Origin of the sequence: Arcicella sp. LKC2W, from assembly GCF_034931005.1 — a bacterium.
Classification (GTDB): domain Bacteria; phylum Bacteroidota; class Bacteroidia; order Cytophagales; family Spirosomataceae; genus Arcicella.
In genome coordinates, this window is record NZ_JAYGIN010000002.1 from 75,981 (window position 1) to 94,225 (window position 18,245).

The 18,245-nt window shown below is 33.2% G+C and carries 14 protein-coding genes; 1 reads left to right on the forward strand and 13 read right to left on the reverse strand.

The window, feature by feature from the left end:
* Positions 1-30: 30 nt before the first annotated feature.
* The 13 genes from VB796_RS02105 to VB796_RS02165 all read right to left on the reverse strand — a co-directional run bounded on the left by VB796_RS02105 (position 31) and on the right by VB796_RS02165 (position 17,020).
* Complete coding sequence (locus VB796_RS02105) at positions 31-1,158, reverse strand: HNH endonuclease (protein WP_323344860.1); 1,128 nt, start codon at positions 1,156-1,158, stop codon at positions 31-33.
* 10 nt (positions 1,159-1,168) lie between these two features.
* Positions 1,169-2,071 (reverse strand): hypothetical protein, encoded by a 903-nt coding sequence (locus tag VB796_RS02110; protein ID WP_323344861.1) that lies wholly within the window; start codon positions 2,069-2,071, stop codon positions 1,169-1,171.
* Position 2,072: 1 nt separating this feature from the next.
* On the reverse strand, positions 2,073-3,074 hold the full coding sequence (locus VB796_RS02115; protein ID WP_323344862.1) for an AAA family ATPase: 1,002 nt from the start codon (positions 3,072-3,074) through the stop codon (positions 2,073-2,075).
* The gene (locus tag VB796_RS02120; RefSeq protein WP_323344863.1) at positions 3,071-4,747 is read right to left on the reverse strand and encodes a DUF262 domain-containing protein; all 1,677 of its coding nucleotides are present in this window, start codon (positions 4,745-4,747) and stop codon (positions 3,071-3,073) included. The genes VB796_RS02115 and VB796_RS02120 overlap by 4 nt, the downstream gene beginning before the upstream one ends.
* Positions 4,744-6,222: a DNA (cytosine-5-)-methyltransferase gene (gene dcm / locus VB796_RS02125; protein ID WP_323344864.1), complete on the reverse strand. Its 1,479-nt coding sequence runs from the start codon at positions 6,220-6,222 to the stop codon at positions 4,744-4,746. The genes VB796_RS02120 and dcm overlap by 4 nt, the downstream gene beginning before the upstream one ends.
* Positions 6,223-6,532: 310 nt before the next feature.
* Positions 6,533-7,105 carry a hypothetical protein gene (locus tag VB796_RS02130; RefSeq protein WP_323344865.1) on the reverse strand — a complete coding sequence of 191 codons (573 nt, stop codon included), beginning with the start codon at positions 7,103-7,105 and terminating at the stop codon, positions 6,533-6,535.
* Positions 7,106-7,111: 6 nt separating this feature from the next.
* A complete protein-coding gene (locus tag VB796_RS02135) occupies positions 7,112-7,936 on the reverse strand; it encodes a ParA family protein (RefSeq protein ID WP_323344866.1) in 825 nt (274 codons plus the stop codon).
* A gap of 122 nt (positions 7,937-8,058) precedes the next feature.
* Positions 8,059-8,943 carry a toprim domain-containing protein gene (locus VB796_RS02140; RefSeq protein WP_323344867.1) on the reverse strand — a complete coding sequence of 295 codons (885 nt, stop codon included), beginning with the start codon at positions 8,941-8,943 and terminating at the stop codon, positions 8,059-8,061.
* 383 nt (positions 8,944-9,326) lie between these two features.
* On the reverse strand, positions 9,327-10,436 hold the full coding sequence (locus tag VB796_RS02145) for a hypothetical protein (RefSeq protein WP_323344868.1): 1,110 nt from the start codon (positions 10,434-10,436) through the stop codon (positions 9,327-9,329).
* A 135-nt stretch (positions 10,437-10,571) separates the two neighbouring features.
* Positions 10,572-11,036 carry a helix-turn-helix domain-containing protein gene (locus VB796_RS02150; protein ID WP_323344869.1) on the reverse strand — a complete coding sequence of 155 codons (465 nt, stop codon included), beginning with the start codon at positions 11,034-11,036 and terminating at the stop codon, positions 10,572-10,574.
* 394 nt (positions 11,037-11,430) lie between these two features.
* Entirely contained in the window at positions 11,431-12,657 is a 1,227-nt protein-coding gene (locus tag VB796_RS02155) for a site-specific integrase (protein ID WP_323344870.1), read from the reverse strand.
* A gap of 292 nt (positions 12,658-12,949) precedes the next feature.
* Positions 12,950-13,792, reverse strand: a complete 843-nt coding sequence (locus VB796_RS02160; protein ID WP_323344871.1) for a dienelactone hydrolase family protein — start codon at positions 13,790-13,792, stop codon at positions 12,950-12,952.
* Between the two features lie 123 nt (positions 13,793-13,915).
* A complete protein-coding gene (locus tag VB796_RS02165; protein WP_323344872.1) occupies positions 13,916-17,020 on the reverse strand; it encodes a TonB-dependent receptor domain-containing protein in 3,105 nt (1,034 codons plus the stop codon).
* Positions 17,021-17,248: 228 nt separating this feature from the next.
* Here VB796_RS02165 and VB796_RS02170 point away from each other — a divergent pair, with 228 nt between their 5' ends.
* Positions 17,249-18,220, forward strand: coding sequence for a DUF3089 domain-containing protein (locus VB796_RS02170; protein ID WP_323344873.1), 972 nt, complete (start codon positions 17,249-17,251; stop codon positions 18,218-18,220).
* Positions 18,221-18,245: the final 25 nt, after the last annotated feature.

Here is an 18,245-nt window from a genome sequence, read left to right on the forward strand (position 1 = left end):
AGAGTGAACTACCCAATATTTGGTGATTTTTTACGTCAAATTGTCAATGTCATCTTGAAATACATGTTTCCTGTGATAGTCTAAATATGCTTCTCTATTCTCAGGGAAAATACGCATTTTATTTTTTGCAGTTGGATTAATATTTAGTTTGTCCCAAGTGTATGAACTTAATTGTGTTCCACATATTAATTCTCCATTATCCAAAAATGTAATATAACCTTGGTCAAAAAGTTTATCATAAGTAGGTGATAGAGCAAGGCCATTTAGATAATCTAAAGCTTCATCTTCTTTTTTTTCTTTAATACAAACGTTGTAAGGTTTGATGTGACTTGCAATTAAGAGTCTTTCGTCAGTTATCTTCGAGAAAGGGCATTGGGGCATGTGTTCTAAAACTGCTTTTCTATATTTTTCTTGCCCAATTCTATATGATTTCTTAAGTTCTTCAATTTTTGGAATATCTACATTTACTTCTTCAATTACTTGTAAAGCACTTGGATGTACAAAAGTTCGAAATTGATAATCTAATAAAATTCTAAAATAAAATATTGGTTTATCATTCCCTGTCGTTGGCAAAACAGGTACCAATTTTAAAATGGATAGGTAACTTATTTTGGGAAGAATCAATTCCCGCCAAAGTTTCCAAATATAGTCATCTGATCTAATGTAGCCTCTATTTTGTCTTTGAGACAAATTATCAGAAGCATCATAAATTGAAAATGGTATATGTTCCGTTTTGATATTCTGTACTTCCTTATACCTCTCGTTGTAGTAAACGCTTATGTCATTGTGGTAAATTTGTTCTTGAGCATAATACTCAGCTTTGGCATCGTCTAAATATTTGAGTAAGTTGGTTTTGCTGAAAAAACAAGTATTATTTTGAATTATAGCACCACTTTCCTTTGCTGAATCGATAGTTTTTCGTTTCTTTTCTTTGTCGATATGTTCTAAACCCCAAGAAGAATATTCAAAAAAGTTAGAAATTCTTTGCCCAAGTTCTCCACTGTAAGTACCTATGTGCTTTTTACTTTCTCCATTACCATCAAATTGTGCTAACTTATTGGAACGATGAATAAAGCTATCTTCTGCTCTAAAATCTTGTATAGCATCAATAATGTTGTACTCGATGTTATCTATTTTTATTTTTTGATATTCAGGCATTATAAATAATTTATTTGTTCTTTAATTCTTTCAAAATAGAGATAGCATTTTTTATGTGTGAATTTTGCTCTTTTGTTAGTCTATCCTTAAGAGGCTTATCTTCAAGAGAAGCTAAATAATATATTCCATCTATCTCTTTAAAATACAATCTTTTCGCGATGGGGTCTCTCATTTTTAATTCCTTAATTGTTTCATTTTTGTGAGTAACATCTCTTAGTAAAGTTTCAGGAATATTAAACCCGTTTTTTTTATAATTAATGATTGTTTCAAAACCCTCAATTATTAAGTCTTGAATCTCTTTTGACATTTTACTGAACGTGTTGTCAAACTTCTTAGATGATGTTGGATTATTTAATATTGTTTTTAGCTTATCTAAATTACCTAATTTGGATAATTCCTCATTTTTAATAGTTTCTTCGATAATATCAGTATTAGACTTTAAGCCATATAAATTATCAACTGAGAAGCTTGTAGTATTACTTGAATTGATAACTAATGAATCTTTTGCTAAATCGCTATGAAGATTTAAACTAAACAGAATACCATTTTCATTTGATATGATTTTAATAAATAGAGCGTCTTCTTGATTTGTATTCAAAACAAAATGATAATTGTTTTCTTCTGTTAATACGGTTTCAATATCTAAAAAATTTTCTATTGGATATTTTGTAAAAATGCTAAATGAATAATCTTTTATTTCTTTATTGTCTATTAATTCTAAAGAATCTGCTAAAGTTAAATCTTTAGTAAGGTTAATATTGTTTAATTGTGTACTGCATATAATACCGTCAATATAATTAGGGAATTTCTCTTTTAAACTTTTATATTCAACAATAGTGTTTTTAAAAGCATTAATGATTTCTGCATTAGAGATTGGATTGGGAGTGATGTCATTAAATAAAAATTGTTTCATATCAAATCAGTTTAGAGTGATTTAATTCAAATTGGTCAAAAAAACCTTTTGGCCAATTATTTACACGACCATCATTATCAATAAAAATTGTTGTTACATCTGTATTTCGGTATTCGTTTAATTCAAACCAATGTACTAATGTTTTGTCAGCAAAGTTGTTTTCCTTTATAAACAATCTAATTCCAGTAAATATGTGGTCGCTATGAGTTTCTATAATTACTTGTGTGCCTAATTTAGAGCATAAGCAAATTAGTTTTGCAAGCTCCGTTTGCCCCTTTGGATGTAAATGTGCTTCAGGATTTTCAATAATGACTACATTATTCTTTTCAATTGTTGCAACTAATAACGTTGTAATTACTGGTAATATATAACTTAATCCAAAACCAACATTGGTTGCTCTATGTCCGTCATAAGTTGCATAAGAAGAATCGCTTATGTCTTGTACTTCGTAATCAAAAGTAACATTTGGCGAAATTACTTTTAGCCAAGTACGAATATTTTCTAATAGAGTGTAAGACGTAGCGTCTGGATGTTTAATTAATTCATCTAAAGAAACTGGATTAATTGAATCATAATACCTGATACATTGTAATACATTTTCTCCGTTTTTTCCAATCATATTTTTTGTTTCTTCATCATTTGAGATTGGAATAGATAATTGCGGTCCAAATCTATTTGCAGATATATGCCAAACTTTTGGAAAAAGATCTGCAATTAATTCTTTTTTATTATTAGGAAAGTCTATTGAATATTCGGAGCCATTAATTTCAATACTTAACACAATCGAATCTTTAGCGTTTTTATTTTTTAAATCCAATTCTGTACCGTGTCCATCCAATAATAAATTTTTTTCATTTTTAAATGCTTTCTCAAGGATTAGTAAAGATTGAATTATTGAACTTTTTCCACTACTATTCAATCCTGTAAGAATAGTCAAATTTTCTAAATCTAATTCTCTGTATAAAAAAGATTTGAAAGCTGTTAAGGTGATACTATTGATCATACGCTGTATCTATTTAGTAAATAATTTATTTTAGTGTACCTCTCAATTACTGAACTATGTTTTAAAGCATTTCTTGAAATGATTTCATCAAACTTGTAATCTTTTAAAAAGTTGATTTTGTAATCATTTAAAAACTCATTCTTATTACCTTTTAAATTTTCAAATTGAGTTTCCGACATTTCAGATAATAATACACCCCAAACTTCAAAAAGTGTTTTATTAATAGGTGTTTTTCTTTTGCCATGATAACTCTTTCTAAATGCATGTTCTCCAAAAATAATTGATGAACGTATTATCCCTGAAGCGAACCTATTTTTAAGTATTTCTGGGTCACTAATTTTTACTTCTGAAATAATATTTTCTGAAATCTTCTTTACTTCTTTAGAATTCATCTCAGGCATTGAATTTAATATTTTAAGTGTATCACTTAAGAATCCGTCCATATTTCCACTCTTGGGATATAAAACATAGTCACGTATCATAAATGATAGAAGTCTTAAAATAAATTCTCTATCAAGCATTCTATTTGCCTTTATTGAACTATTTGTAACTTTTAAAAATTCATTTGTTGAAGCAAGTTCTTTTAATAAGACGGTTGATTTTCCGCTATACAATGCATGACGTATTTCTTGGTCTGTTAAAGGAGCACCTCCCCGGTTGACTCTTTTGAAGATATTTCTTTTAACTATTTCGGGTGTACCAGGATTTATGACTGTAAATGTAAATTCCGTTTCTAAGATTCTATTCTCAATAAATGTTGGTAAGTTTTCAAATGCAACATTATTAAATTGGTCACCCCAAAATTCTAATTTTTGAAGCTTAAATTTTTTATCAATAATATAGTCTCTAATTGTAGAAAGCCTTTGTAAACCATCTACAACGGTATAATTTCCTTTTTCGTCTGCTGAAACATAGAACATTGGAAGTGGGATTTTAAGCATTAATGATTCAATAAGTTGGCACTTTTTATCCATTGTCCAAACATAGTTTCTTTGAAAATCAGGATTCAGATTTATTGTACCTTGCTTTAATCTTCTCAGTAGTGTGTCCATTGTTATTTTTTTTGTGTCAATGGATATTAATTCAGGGTTAAAAGGTTCGAATTCAGCATCATCAACAGTGAGTTCTTCCTCTTCGAGAATTTCATTTGTATAATCTGAAAATAAATAAAAATAGTATCTTATTGTGTCATTATTGATGCTTTTTATCTTTGTTATCTCAAGATGCGAAATAACAGGAAGAGAAATTTCTCGAATTAATTTATACCCTTCTGAATTAGAATTAACATAAACTCGAGGGCCTTGTAAATTATTTTGGTCTTTAATCTTAAATTCTATTGTTTCATCTAACTGTAGAACCTTGCTATATTTGATACTCCATAATTCTTCAAATGTGTCTTTTTCTCGGTACTCCTGTGTAGGTGCAATATGCTCTTTCCTAATTTCATCTAAATATTGAATTAAATCTTCTTTTAATAAAAAACAGTTAGCCTCAAACCCTCGTTCTCCGAAAAAATCTATCAGTTTCTCTCCAACTTGTCCAACGTAAAGTTTGGCCTCTCCATTTCCATCTCCAATTTTATTTGACTGAGCGACAAAAGAATCAGCAATATTTATGCTCTTCAATGTTCCTAAAACTTCAAACTCTTGTTCTAATATTTCAATTCGATTCATGTGCGTGCATATTTAGTAATGTCCATTTGTTTAAGTAAAGCAATAAGAACATCAACTACGATACTGTTTCCTGCTTGTCTGTACATTTGAGTATCACTTACAACTTGTGTAAAATCATCTCGAAAACCCATTAAACGCAAACATTCTTTTGGGGTTAGTTTTCGGATTTTTCCAGTATGCGTAACGTAGTTGTCAACTCCAGCTCTATGCATTTTATGCATACTTTGCAAAAGAGGCCTTGCTACTTCAAGGTCTGTTTTAATAGACGTTTTAAAGGTTTTAGTTCCACTACTCAAAACGTAATCACGAACTTTGTCTGATAGATAATATTTCTCTTCAACATTATTCACGTCAAAAATAAATTCATCAAATTCACTTTCTCCTTGCTCAAACACAAAGTCTCCGTGCCAATTAAATTGCTGGTTAGCTTTTTGGCAAAGAGCAATTTCTCCGTTTATTTGGGTATAGCGTTTGTTTCTATTTTTTGAACTTGTGACAAATTTTACACCTTTTTCTTTCAGATAATATTTGCTATCCGTATAATCCTCCAAGAAGTCTTGCATTTTGTGTTCCAATGCAATAGGCTCAGGGAATGTAAATTTTGTGGTTTTATCTTTGAAGCCAACAACAAAAATTCGTTCTCTGTGTTGTGGTATTCCATAGTTTTTAGCATTCAAAACTTGGAAATAGTATTTGTATCCTAATTCGTCAAATGTTGCTTTTATAGTTTCAAAAGTATTGCCACTATCGTGATTTAACAAGCCTTTTACATTTTCAAAAATGAAAACATTGGGTTGACTCTCTTTTACAACCCTTGCAAATTCATAAAAAAGAGTCCCTCTTGTGTCTTCAAATCCTTTTCTTTTTCCAACCATAGAAAACGACTGGCAAGGACTTCCTCCAACTAATAAGTCTAATTTCCCCTTGTATTTATTACCGTTTATCTCGCAAACATCTTTATACCAATTACTCGCTCCGATTTCGTAATTTGCGAAATAACTTTGCTTTACAAAATCGTCAATGTCACACGCGAATTGGATTTCGGTGGTTAGGTTTAAGCGTTTTAAAGCGTATTCTATTGCTCCAATTCCAGAGAACATTGTTCCAATTTTTATTGTTGCATTAGGGTTTGAAAATTCTTTTTCTCGCCAATCTTTTTCAAACTTGATAGTTTGTTGGACTGTTGAGTGATATTGTAAATGTTCGCTAACAATACTTAAAACTTCTTTATATTGAGGATATTCTTTTAATTCTTCCACGATTTTAGTTGAATAATGATAATTTAAAAGAGTTTTTTTATCTGTTTGTAAAATTAAAGAAAGACTATCTAAATGCTCCAAATTAAAGCATCTTTCATCCTTTTCAATTTTTCCAAGTGTTGAAGGGTCAATATTGATGTGTGCAGCAACTTTACGTAGTGGAAAACCTAATTCTCCTCTTCTTTGCTTAATGTATTCTCCAAATGTTGCTTCCATAATTTTCTTTTTTTTGGACGACTTTTGTCCAAAAGTACGGAATATGAAATAAAGTCCCAAATTCCTTTATAAAATGTTGGATTTTATAATTTAGGAAGTTTTACTTGCCTTCATTGCATCATCAATGATACAAGCAATTCGCTTTTTATGGTTTGTTCTTGCTTGTTGCTCAGGTGTCATTTTCGCTAATAAATTATCTAAAAGGGTCATTTTAGAATTTTGCTAAAATACTATTTAAACTCTACATCAAAAAAGAGCATTGTGCCTACAATGCTCTTTTTTGTGCCTGCAATTTGGGGTGTTGTTGTGCCTACTTGGTGTTTATGCTGAGTTTACTAAAGTATTTTGACTTTACTGTAATTCCTTCCGATAGTTCCCGATTGACTGAGCCTAAGTAGAGACGTTTTTTTTGAAGTTTTCCCTCTGTATTGCGAATATACCTGGTTGCATAATGAAACCTACCGTTACTCCTCATTTCGGTTTTTAGAGACCATCCACGCATTGATAAATAAACAATTTTGTCTTGTTTGGTTGGCAAAGCTGAAAATTCATCCCAATTCAAGTCATCGTGCGTAACACGTTGTTTCTCTTTTCTCGATAATCTTTTAAATTTTTGCTCAATGACAGGCTTATTAGAATCACTACTATTCTCAATAGTTGGTACAACATTAGTCATTGGTGTAAATGCTGTGTTGTCAATCTCTAACTTTTGAAATGTTGGAACAGGATTGGTTGGTTCCATTTGTATTGTTTTTGGCTGAGGAGTAGTTTCAATAATCGACTCAGTTGGTTGAACAGCATTACCAGTTGGGATTTGTAAGCCATTGTTGATTTCCTCTAATTTCTTGAAGACGAAACCGTTTAGTTTGCTTTTCGTTGCCATACTTTCTTATTTTTTGATGTTCATTGTGTAGCGACTGCCAATTATCTCTCCTGTATTTCGTGCGTATTGCCAAGTTTCGGCTAAACTCTTGTATTCCAAAGCTACTTTTGTACGTGAGTTGGCTATGATTGTCGGAATACCTGTGTAACCATCTTCAACCACTTTTAACTGTCTTGGTATCCTCTCTTTTAGCATAATTCCCATACCCAATTCTTTACTATCTTCAACTGAATCAATGAGTTCTTTGTGGAGATTGGTATTTTTCTGAAACATGGTAAAAAGAATACTTTTCGGTTTTTGTTTGAAGACTTTACTAATCTCTCTATCATGCCATTTGTCGAGAACAGAAACTAAAATTTGAACCCCTGTCATACTTGCTTTAGAAAAGTCAGTTACCAACATCAAATTGTCCGAAGCGTAAACAGCATTGATAGCATCTAAACCCAAATAGGGGGGAGTGTCAATTATAATTTGGTCGTAATTGTGCTTTACTTTATCAATAATCTGTTTTAAAAGCCTGTAATCACTTAGTCCGTTGGTTCGTTGATAGGCATACAAATTATTGGGTATATAATCGAAATAAGGAGTAGTTATGATAGCCCTTTGAGGGTCGATTCGTCGGTCTTGATAAAGACTACTAATTGTCAATGCTTTTGCGTCTAAAACGGCATCTTCACTGCCTTGTAAATTTATCCCTACGTTTCCCTGTGGGTCAGTGTCAATCACTAAAACTCGTTCTTTGAGTTTATTTAGTCCTGCACCTAAATTGATGGTTGTGGTAGTTTTAGCAACACCACCTTTAAAGTTTATAATTGCTGTAATTAGTGTCATTTTATTGAAAAATTGTGCCTGCAATGGCGTAAAAATCGTTGTGCCTGTTTTGTTATTTTGTTGTGCCTACAATACGTTATGCTATTGTGCCTACAATGTATATACGTTGTGCCTACATTGTGTTAAGGTGGCTTTGTGCCTGCAATTAAGAATTCGTTAAAATCGTTGTAACCTTCATAGATAAAAGACTGGTCAATTAAGTTTGGGTTTACTTGTTTCAACTTTTCAAAAGCTTTGCGTCCTGCATCATCATTATCCAAAAAGCAGAATACCTTTTTGTATTCGCTAATGATGGGTAATGCTTTGTTTAGATTACTTGTGGAATTTAGAATAATAGCCGTCATTGTGGGGTTTCGTCCAAAATGCTCAATAGCAGACAGAAAATTAAAGAACCCTTCAAATATCATCACTGATTCACTATTGGGTATTTCTACGGAGGAATAGAATTGACATCCAATGTTGATTTTTCCGCCCTTTAATTTGCTTCTAATCGCATAACCTCCTTTATCGTTGGTAAATCCTATGCCAAAGTATCTCTTCTCGTTATTTACAGAGTATTCCACTTCTTTTAAGTATTGATAGGCAACTTTAAAACTAATACCTCTAAGTTGGCAGTATTCAATGAGTGCGTAATGTTGTAGTGGTTTTACCGCTATGATTTGGACTTGGCTATTGGATTTGTTATTAAGGTTTTGACTTGTTGAAAGAGAAATAATTTCCTTTTCTTTTACCAAGTCAAAATCCTCTAAGAGTTTGCAAGCTTCATTAAAGTTTAGACTTTCCATGAGCATTACTAACTCAATAATATTTCCCTTGTCACCGCTTCCTAAATCATTAAAAATATTCTTAGTAGGGTTTACACCGAAAGAAGGTTTTGAATCATCACGTATTGGGGAATGATACATAAACCAACTACCACTTTTTGAGGTAGGATTTATTCCTTTATTTGCCAAATAATCCATGATAGATATTTGTTTTAGTGTCTTTATTTGGTCTTGATTTCTCATTGGTTTTAAAACGGTTTTGACTTCGTGAAAGAAAAATAAACTCCTTCTTTTTCATAAAGTCGAATGGTCAAGGATGTGGACGGACAGACGGACGGACAAATGGACACATATGCAAAATGTCCGTTTGTCCAGACTGTCCATGTTCTCCATTTTATCTGATTTCTTGAAAGATTTCAGCCACAAAGTGTGGACGGACAAAATGCGGACGGACGGACAAGGGGGCATATATGTAAAATGTCCGTCCGTCCATATTTGTCCATTTTATCGCATTTCTTGGAATTTTACATCTAAAAAATGCGGACGGACGGACATTGGACACCTTTACATATATTTTGTCCGTCCGTCCATATAGATAAGTGGACGGACACTTAAAAAAATGAAACTCAAAACCCAATTTTGAGATTAGGGTTGTCGTAGTGGTAAATTGTCCGTTTAATATTGTCCCTAACGTCTTCCTCAACCCGAAGAAGTCGGCTGTTTATAATTGCTTTGAAATACCTATCATTTCGTTTTCTGATAGCATCTTTTGATGAATTTTGTTTAGCTGGTGGAGCATAAAGCACTACCCTTTGTTTGAGAATGTCACTTGTTAAGCCTGTTCCATTTACATTCTTAAAAACCTTTTCAAGAACTTTAGCAATCTCTATGTTTTTGCTATGGTCTTTATCTTCTGCAATCTTTTTGATATTATCCAGCGTTTCATTGTCACATGAAACAGGTTTTCCATTCTCATTAAACTGCCAATAAATTGGTTCTATCCGTTTTGACCCTCTGAAATAGGTTGATTTAATGGAGTGAACACCCTTATCTTCTTCATAAGAAACAGAAATAGCCCCCTGACATTTTCGGGCGGCTTCACTTCCAATGTGTCCTCTCATCTTTCCATTACTATTTCCACTATTTTCATGGATTAAACATACTATACAGGTATCATTGATAGAACTCATTTTCATTAAATATCTAATAATCTCATTTCCTGCTGTTTCATCATTGGCACTTGGTAGAAAGTCTGTAACGCCGTCAATTATCCACAAATAGGCATCGTTGTAATGATGAAACAGACTTTTGAGATAGTCCAAATTTTCGGAGTGGCTATATTCTCGAAGATTTAATGCGATGAAGTTTTCGGGTTGTTCACTCAGTCCTGCAATATCGAGTATTGAAGTAATCATTTTTTGAGTATCAGCTGGGTTTTGCTCTGTATCTAAGTAGATAACCTTTCTACCTTGACAATATTCAGAACGAATTGATATAGTATCATGCTCTTGCGGAATGTGTGGCATTAGAGCTGTGGCAATCATAAACCTTGTGATAGTTGATTTTCCTGCTTTGGGTAATCCAGAAGTAAATGAAATATCCCCATTGACCGCAAATACAGCTTCACTGATTCGGATAACAGGTTTCATTTCTTTGTATTGATTGAAGAGAGTTATAGAAAGGTTCTTTATTTGTTCCAAACTATGCTTAATTTCCTCTTGTTTTTCTCCTGCCATTTTTGTAGTTTTGCCTTTGTCTTAAAGAATTTAAAAATTGATTTTTAAGCCATTGTGTTGTCGCACAATGGCTTTTTTTGTGCATAGTTATTTGAGCATCATATAAATATGATGCTCAAAACCAATAGTGCAATTTTAAGGTTTTTGCTTTTTAATTGTACGGGAATTAATGTACTCGACCAAATCAGAGCGTTTGAATAGGATACGTCTTTCTGATATTTGGACAGCTTTTATTTTTCCATCGCCCACTAATTTTTGGAAAGTGGGTCGAGAAATCTGTAAAAACTCTATCGTCTTGGTAGCGTTCAAATATTCCTCCTGTGGGAGATTTATGGGATTAGATTTTAGGTTAGTCAAGGCTGTACTAACAATGCTTTGCACCATCTCTGAAACTTGCTCCAATGTCAAAACAACTAAATTTGTTTTGGGAATTTCACTTGTATAGTCTAAATTTGCTATAAGGGTATGCGACTTTTTCATCGAAGGGGATTGATTTAATTTCAAACTACTATCGGTTAAATGTTGAGATTTTGAGTGAACATTTTTGTTTTTTTCATTCAGCAAAGAAAAACGCTTCCCTGCACGTGTCGTTTTCGCCATGTGTTATTTGTTAAGGGCTTAATTCAGTCGTCAGGTCGCCAAACTTTTCGGGCTGATTTAAGCTTTTTTTATTTATTTACAGACAAATATTGTATATTTTAAGTAAAAAAAAAATTGTATTTTAATAATATTTTCTTTTGTCAAAAAAGAGCTTTTAAGGTATTTTTGAATTTTAGTAATAATCTCTTCACACTTCAAACTGTACACATTGTTATACATTTTAACTATTTTTTTGGGGGAAAAGCAATTAGGTTGTACAATTAAATAGTTTTTAATGAAAAAATAATGACTGCGTATCTATACAGGAAACTTATACACGAAATCAAATAACAATTGTACTGTACTAATATTTTACTAAATTAAAAATGTCTAAAAAAAATATTTTCAATTGCTGTTAATCTTCCCATTTAGTCATTTCATTATCTAAATCCTTGTCAGTTAATTTTATATACTTCTGAAAGCTCTTCAAATCCTTGTGTCCAGTCATTTTTCTAATTGCGGGCAAAGGTATTCCTCTTGTGATAGACTGCGTTATAAATGTACGCCTTGCTGTGTGGCTTGTCATTAGTTCGTATTTAGGTACAGTTTCTTCTATTCGTTGGGCTTTGCGGTGTGTGACAACTTGTTCTGGAGTGTCTATCCCTGCTACCTTACCTACTTCCTTTAAGTATTTATTAAATTTTTGTTGTGTAAACATTGGGAGGATAAAATTGTATTTCTCTAAAATACTACGTGAAAATGAATTGAGAGGGATAATAAGGTGGTCGCCTGTCTTGATAGTAACTATATCTAATTTGCCATTCTTGATATTTTCAGGCTTTATATTAGAATAGTCAGATTCTCGTAAACCTGTTGAGCAACCGAAAACAAATAGGTCTGCAACCTTTTGAAGTGTCTCACTTGCAAATTCATGAGTGTACAGTTTTTGAAGTTCTTCTTTGGTGATGTAGATAGAATTCGTTTCATATTCTTTCAGTCTTTTACCCTTATTGAGTTTTTCAATATTATAAACACCCATATCCGCACAAAACTTTAAAAAACCTGTTAGGTAATCAAGGCGTTTATTTACGGTGCTATTTGCAAGTTTACAATCGTCAAGTAAGTAGTTTACAAAATTATTGAAAAACTCAAAGTTCATCATTTCAAAAGTAGGTACTTTCTTTCCAAAATAGTCGCTTAAATTGTTTCCTACAGTACAAATATGTTTGATAGTTTCAGTGGACATTTTGTTTTTGCTATCATTAAGGTAGACTTGAAACCACTCGTAAAAATCTCTATAAGGTGCTTCAATTTTTTTAATAGGATTTTCGAGTTCTTCTAATTTCTGATTGATGAACTCATAGGTAATTAACTTATCTTCACGTCTTGCAGTATCAATTATAGAATCAATCTTACGTTTATAATCTTGAGCTTTAGCATTCATTTTTTCAAAGCCATATCCATAAGTCTTTCTTACTTTTTGATTATCATTATCCCAAAATTCAGGAGCAAATTTTGCAGGGGTTTTATAATATTTTTGTTGATTATTAATTACAACTTGTACGCACAAGGTTGCCATTTTAGGCTGAGGTTTTGAGTACCTAACTTTTGGGAGGAAAGTTAATTTTGTCGAAACTGCCATATATCTTTTTATTTTAATGCCTTAAACTCTATACAAATATAATGGGTAATATTAAAGATATATGGAAAATATAAGAAATTATTTAAAAATACAGAGAAGATTTTATAGGAAAATGCTTTTAAATGACATTTAAAAGCATTTTCCTATAAAAATAGGAACGGTGAGATATTAATATTTGTGATACGCCTTTTACCACAAAAAACCCCTTAGAACATCGTTTTAAGGGGTTTTTATTTTAAGAGCATTTTGTGACAATTTAGAAATACAAAATGCTCTTAAACTTCAAATAAATTTAAAATTTACTCTTCAAATAGTTAATTGCTAAAGAATAAGCATCTTCCGAAGCTACTTTATCAAATTTTGGATTTGAAGGATTAGCAAAAGCATGTTCTGCATCATAGTTTTTTACTTTTACTTTTTTTCCTGCAGCTGACATATCCTTTTCGAACTGAGCTACTACTGCTGGAGAAATCCATTGTTCTTTAGCTGCAAAAAGACCTAAAACGTCACAATGAAGCGTTTTTAATTTCTCAACGTCTTTCTCAGGCATTCCATAGTACATCACGCAACCAACGGCTTGTTTCCCTTCAAGAAGTGCAGATTTTAACGACAACCCACCACCAAAACACCAGCCTACTGAGGCAATTTTTGCTTTAGGGCCTACATAGGCTACTGCTCCTTGAATAATCGACTGTAAACGCTTAGGATCAGCTCCTGACATATATTTCCCTGCATCTTCTGCCGTAGTGGCTATTTTGCCATCATACATATCAATCGCAATCACATTTACATCTTTGAGGTCATTATAAAAAATTTCCGCCTGTTTTTTGATGTGGTCATTAAGTCCCCACCATTCCTGATAAACAAAAAGATATTTGTTTGATTTGGTGGTAGCTTTAATCAAAAACGCATTTGCCGTCTGTCCGTCTGGCGTTTTGAATTGAATCATTTCTCCACCTACCAAACTTACGTGTGTGTAAGGCAGTGGTTCGGCATGGGCTTTTTGGAATTCTTTTGTGGAAGCCATCAACTGCATATCATCTTTTTTGAGACTGCTTGTTGGCGAGCAACAGCTTTGTGAAAAACCGAAATAGCTTACGGTTGATACGAGAAGGGTTAAAAGTAATTTGTTCATGAGATTTATTAAATGTTTATACATTAATTATAACTAAATGGATTGATTAAAAGTTTTGAAAGGAGTAAAAACAAAAAAGAGGCGTGAAGCCTCTTTTTTGAAATAATAATAAATCTATGAATGTTATTTATTCAATAACTCATCAAAAACAATTGAAACGTAATATGACGAACCAACAGAAGCACTTCCGTATGCTTGTATGTAAGGATTGCCAAATAAATTTGTTCCACCTACTTTGATAATTGATTTTATACTTGGTACTTTATAGCTAAACTGAGCATCAAAATTATTGATAGTAGGTACTTCTGTATTTGTAAACAAAGCTACCCCAGAAGTTGTAGGTACTGGGAAGCTCGACTCCCAAGTGAAAGCATCTTGATGACGAAATGATACGTTATATCCCCAATTGCTTCCAGAAATAATACGTTTTCCAAAACTGAACTTATATGTGTATTTTGGAGAATTAAAACCAGCATAAGGTACTTCTGAGCTTACTTTAAAGTCGCTCAAAGTATTGTTTGTGATGTTTGCTCCTAAGTTATATCCTTTTGCCAAAGAATAAGTTAAGCCTAAGCCCCATCCTGAAATGGTAATATCCTCAGTAGAGTTAGCAGGTCTTTGATAGCCTTCACGAGTGGTAGCACTTGCTAAGCCAGATTCTATTGGTAAGCCTGGTGCTAAAGCTGCCGTAGGTACAACGATAGAAGTTCCTCCAAGGAAGTTTTTATAAATACTCATGTAATAAGAAGCGTCAACAAATAAGCGTTTAGCGATTAATGTTTTATAGCCAATTTCATAAGATTGGATTTTTTCTGGCTGTAAAGCTTTGGCTTGATACTTTGGTAATGTTGCTAAAGCATAAGCAGGTGCAACTTGAGTAGCTGTTTCTGTGATTTTTTGGGTAAGCGTAGCAGTTACATTACTACTAATTGTTGCTTGGATTGCTGGAGAAGCTAATGTTGTTGCTACTCCTTGACTAATAGCCGCCGCCGCATTGGCAGCAGGAATTTGTCCAGCAGCAACTGCTGCATTAACTTGTGCTGTAACTCCTGCTGTAACTTGTGCTGTAACTGCTGCCAAAACTCCCGCTTGAATAGCAGGTAACTGAGCTGTAACTGCTGCTGTTGCGTATGCTTTAGCTTTTGCAAGCACATCAGCCGTCACATATTTAGCAGGGTTTTTTGAGAAATCTTCTAATACATCACGAGTTACGCCTGTTGCCAAATTGTATCTTGCGTCAAATTCAGGAAGCCCACCAATAAGTGTTCCAGAAGGGGTTCTTAGGTCGATATATTGGTTTTGAGTTGTTGGAATACGGAACCCTGTTTGGTAAGACAATCTAATATTGTGTTCTCCAAAAGTAGTAACTGCTGAAATACGTGGCGTAAATTGCCCTTCAAAATTTTGGTTTTTATCATATCTCAATGAACCTGATAACTTTACATGATTGTCAAATAAAGATTTTGATACTTGTGCAAATGCACCATATTCTTCAATGCCAATAGTTCCTGTACGAGCGTATTTAGGGTCAGTTGTTGAGGTTTTACTATTTGGAGTATCAGCAAATAGAGTTCCGTTTGAACGTAACTGATAATTACGATAATTTGCTCCTACAATAAAATCTACAAATTTGATTTGGTTTTTAAAATTATAAATACCTTCTAAATGATACATATTACTTGCATCACCAAAAAGTCCACCGCCATTTGTGATAGTTGTTGTTCTATATTTATTGAGTAAGTTATTAAATGCTGTCGAACCAGGTGCAGGCATATTAGCATCAGCTACTTTACGAGCCGCCAAATCTGCTTGTTCCTGTGTTGAACCTGTTGCTAAAGCTGCTCCAAAAGTTCCTGCGTATTCAGTAAACCATTGTTTGTTAGATTTTATTTCCTGAAGCATTCCTACGGCAGTTAAGCCCGCTACGTATGAGTCTCCCGAACGTTCTTGAGTTGTATATCCACGAATCGTAAAGTTATCTCCACGTAGTTCTAATTTTGCCTGAGTAATAGCAAAGTTTCTCAATGAATATTTACCAGTACCAGTATATACCGTAGTTCCTTCGCCATAATTCAATTGTGCAATCGCTTCTACTTTTTCAGACAAACGATAGTGTAAAGCCGCATTAAATTTTAAAGATTTAGTGTTATAATCTACTAAATCTTTTTCTAAATAACCTGTACGGCTAACATTAACTTTTGGTAATGCGGCATTTAATGAATTTAAGTTTGCCTGAATTTCATCACCATAAGAGTTCATTCCGTCATAATCTGTATTAGTGCCAAGTCCACGTGTTGGGTCGGCTTTTCCTCCGATATTCAAATTGGTATAATTGGTAGATTGCCAGTCTGTTGCTTTTACGTAAGAAAAATTCATTTTAAATGCCAATTTATTATTGAAGGCTTTGGCATATCTAATAGAAAAATCCCCTAAAGGAGTTGTTGCTTCTGTACGATTACTCGCTGACATCACTCCTGCTTTTACAGAAGCACTTAATCCTTGATATAAAAATGGACTTTTTGAGTTCATCAATACCAAACCATTGATAGCATTAGGGCCATAAAGAGCAGAAGCCGCTCCTGGAAGAACCTCTACATTTTCAACGTCCAATTCTGGCATACCAATAATATTATCTACCGCAAAGTTCAAACCTGGTGCTTGATTATCCATACCATCAATCATTTGTACAATACGTGGATTACCTGTCGAGCCAAAACCACGCATATTGATAGATTTGAATAATAAGCCTTGAGTTGTCATGTCAATTCCTTTTAAATTAGCTAAACCATCATAAAAAGAGGCAGAAGGCGTACTTTGAATGGCACGAATATCCATTTTTTCAACAGAAACAGGAGACTTCATTACGCTTTCTTCAATACGAGATGCAGACACAACAACTTCTTGACCCAAAATTGTTTGTTCTGCCAATTTAATGTCAAAATCTGTTTTGCTTTCGGTAACAGTAAATTCTTGACTTTGATAGCCCACACTTGAAACTAAAATAACAAACGGAGGAGCTGTTGTTGTTGAAAGAGAGAAATTACCTTTGGAGTCTGTGATTGTCCCGATAACCTTTCCTTTAACCGCAATACTCACGCCAATGAGGGTTTCTTTCGTTCCTCCATCGCTAACTTTACCCGCAATTTTTGTTTGGGCAAACGTGGATGCCGCAAGTAACACGATAGAGGCAATGAAGCCTAATCGTAGTTTTGTGAAAAAATTCTTCATACAATGCCTTTTTAGTGAATTAAGGTTAAAATATAGTAATTTTGTAATACAAAATTGCAAATTATTATGCAAAAATTGGGATTAATTTTGAATTTATTATGCAAGCAGAGTAAATATTTTACAATTTTTTAATAAAATTATCCAAATAGCAGGGTTATGGTTCTTAAAAAAAGTATATTTTTTGTTCTAATTGTCTCATTTTCAGGGTGTAATAGGCTACCATTCAAATTGAGTAGTCATTTCTCTGAGAATGCAATTCCTGTTAAGCCCGACTACTCAAAAATAGAATATTGGGCGGCTCTACCTAATAAAGTTGACCAAGCAGACCAAGTTCCTCTAAAATCAAACTTAACCGATGGGCAATCAGAGGCTAAAGTGGATGTGTTTTTCTTGCATCCAACTATCTTTACTGGCAAACCCGAAAATCAATATGAATGGAATGCAGATGTTAATGATTTGAAAATGAATGAATCGGTGGATAATTCAACTATCTTGAACCAAGCAACCGCTTTTAATGGTTCGGGTAAAATTTATGCACCCCGTTATCGTCAAGCTCATTATCACGCTTTTGTTACGACAGATAAAAATGATAAAAAACGGTCGCTTGATGTGGCTTATTCAGATATTAAAGATGCTTTTGATTATTATTTGAAAAATTATAATCAAGGTCGCCCCATCGTGATAGCATCACATAGTCAAGGAACGGTTCATGCTACGAGACTGATGAAAGAATATTTTGATAATAAACCACTCCAAAACCAATTAGTAGCTGCATATTTGGTGGGAATTACAACTCAACCAACAGTTTTTGAGAATATCATGCCCTGTAAAACGGGAGAAGAGATTGGGTGTTTTGTTTCTTGGAATACTTATGCAAAATATTATTATCCAACATGGTACAAAGCAGGGTTGAATACTGCCGTAAGTACCAATCCACTTACATGGACTTTGGATGAAAATTACGCTCCTGCTTCTTTAAACAAAGGTGGTGTTGGTTTGAAATTTACGATGTACCCAAATTTAGTAGATGCTCAAAATCATCAGGGTATGTTATGGATAAATAAGCCTAATATTGCAGGAAGTTTTCTATTAAAAACAAAAATTTGGCACCGTGCCGATATTAACTTTTTTTACACAAATATCAGAGAGAATGTCGCTCTTAAAGTCGACAAATATTTATTAAAAAGTAAAGGAAAATGAATCTGTTTCAACCTCTTCATTTTTT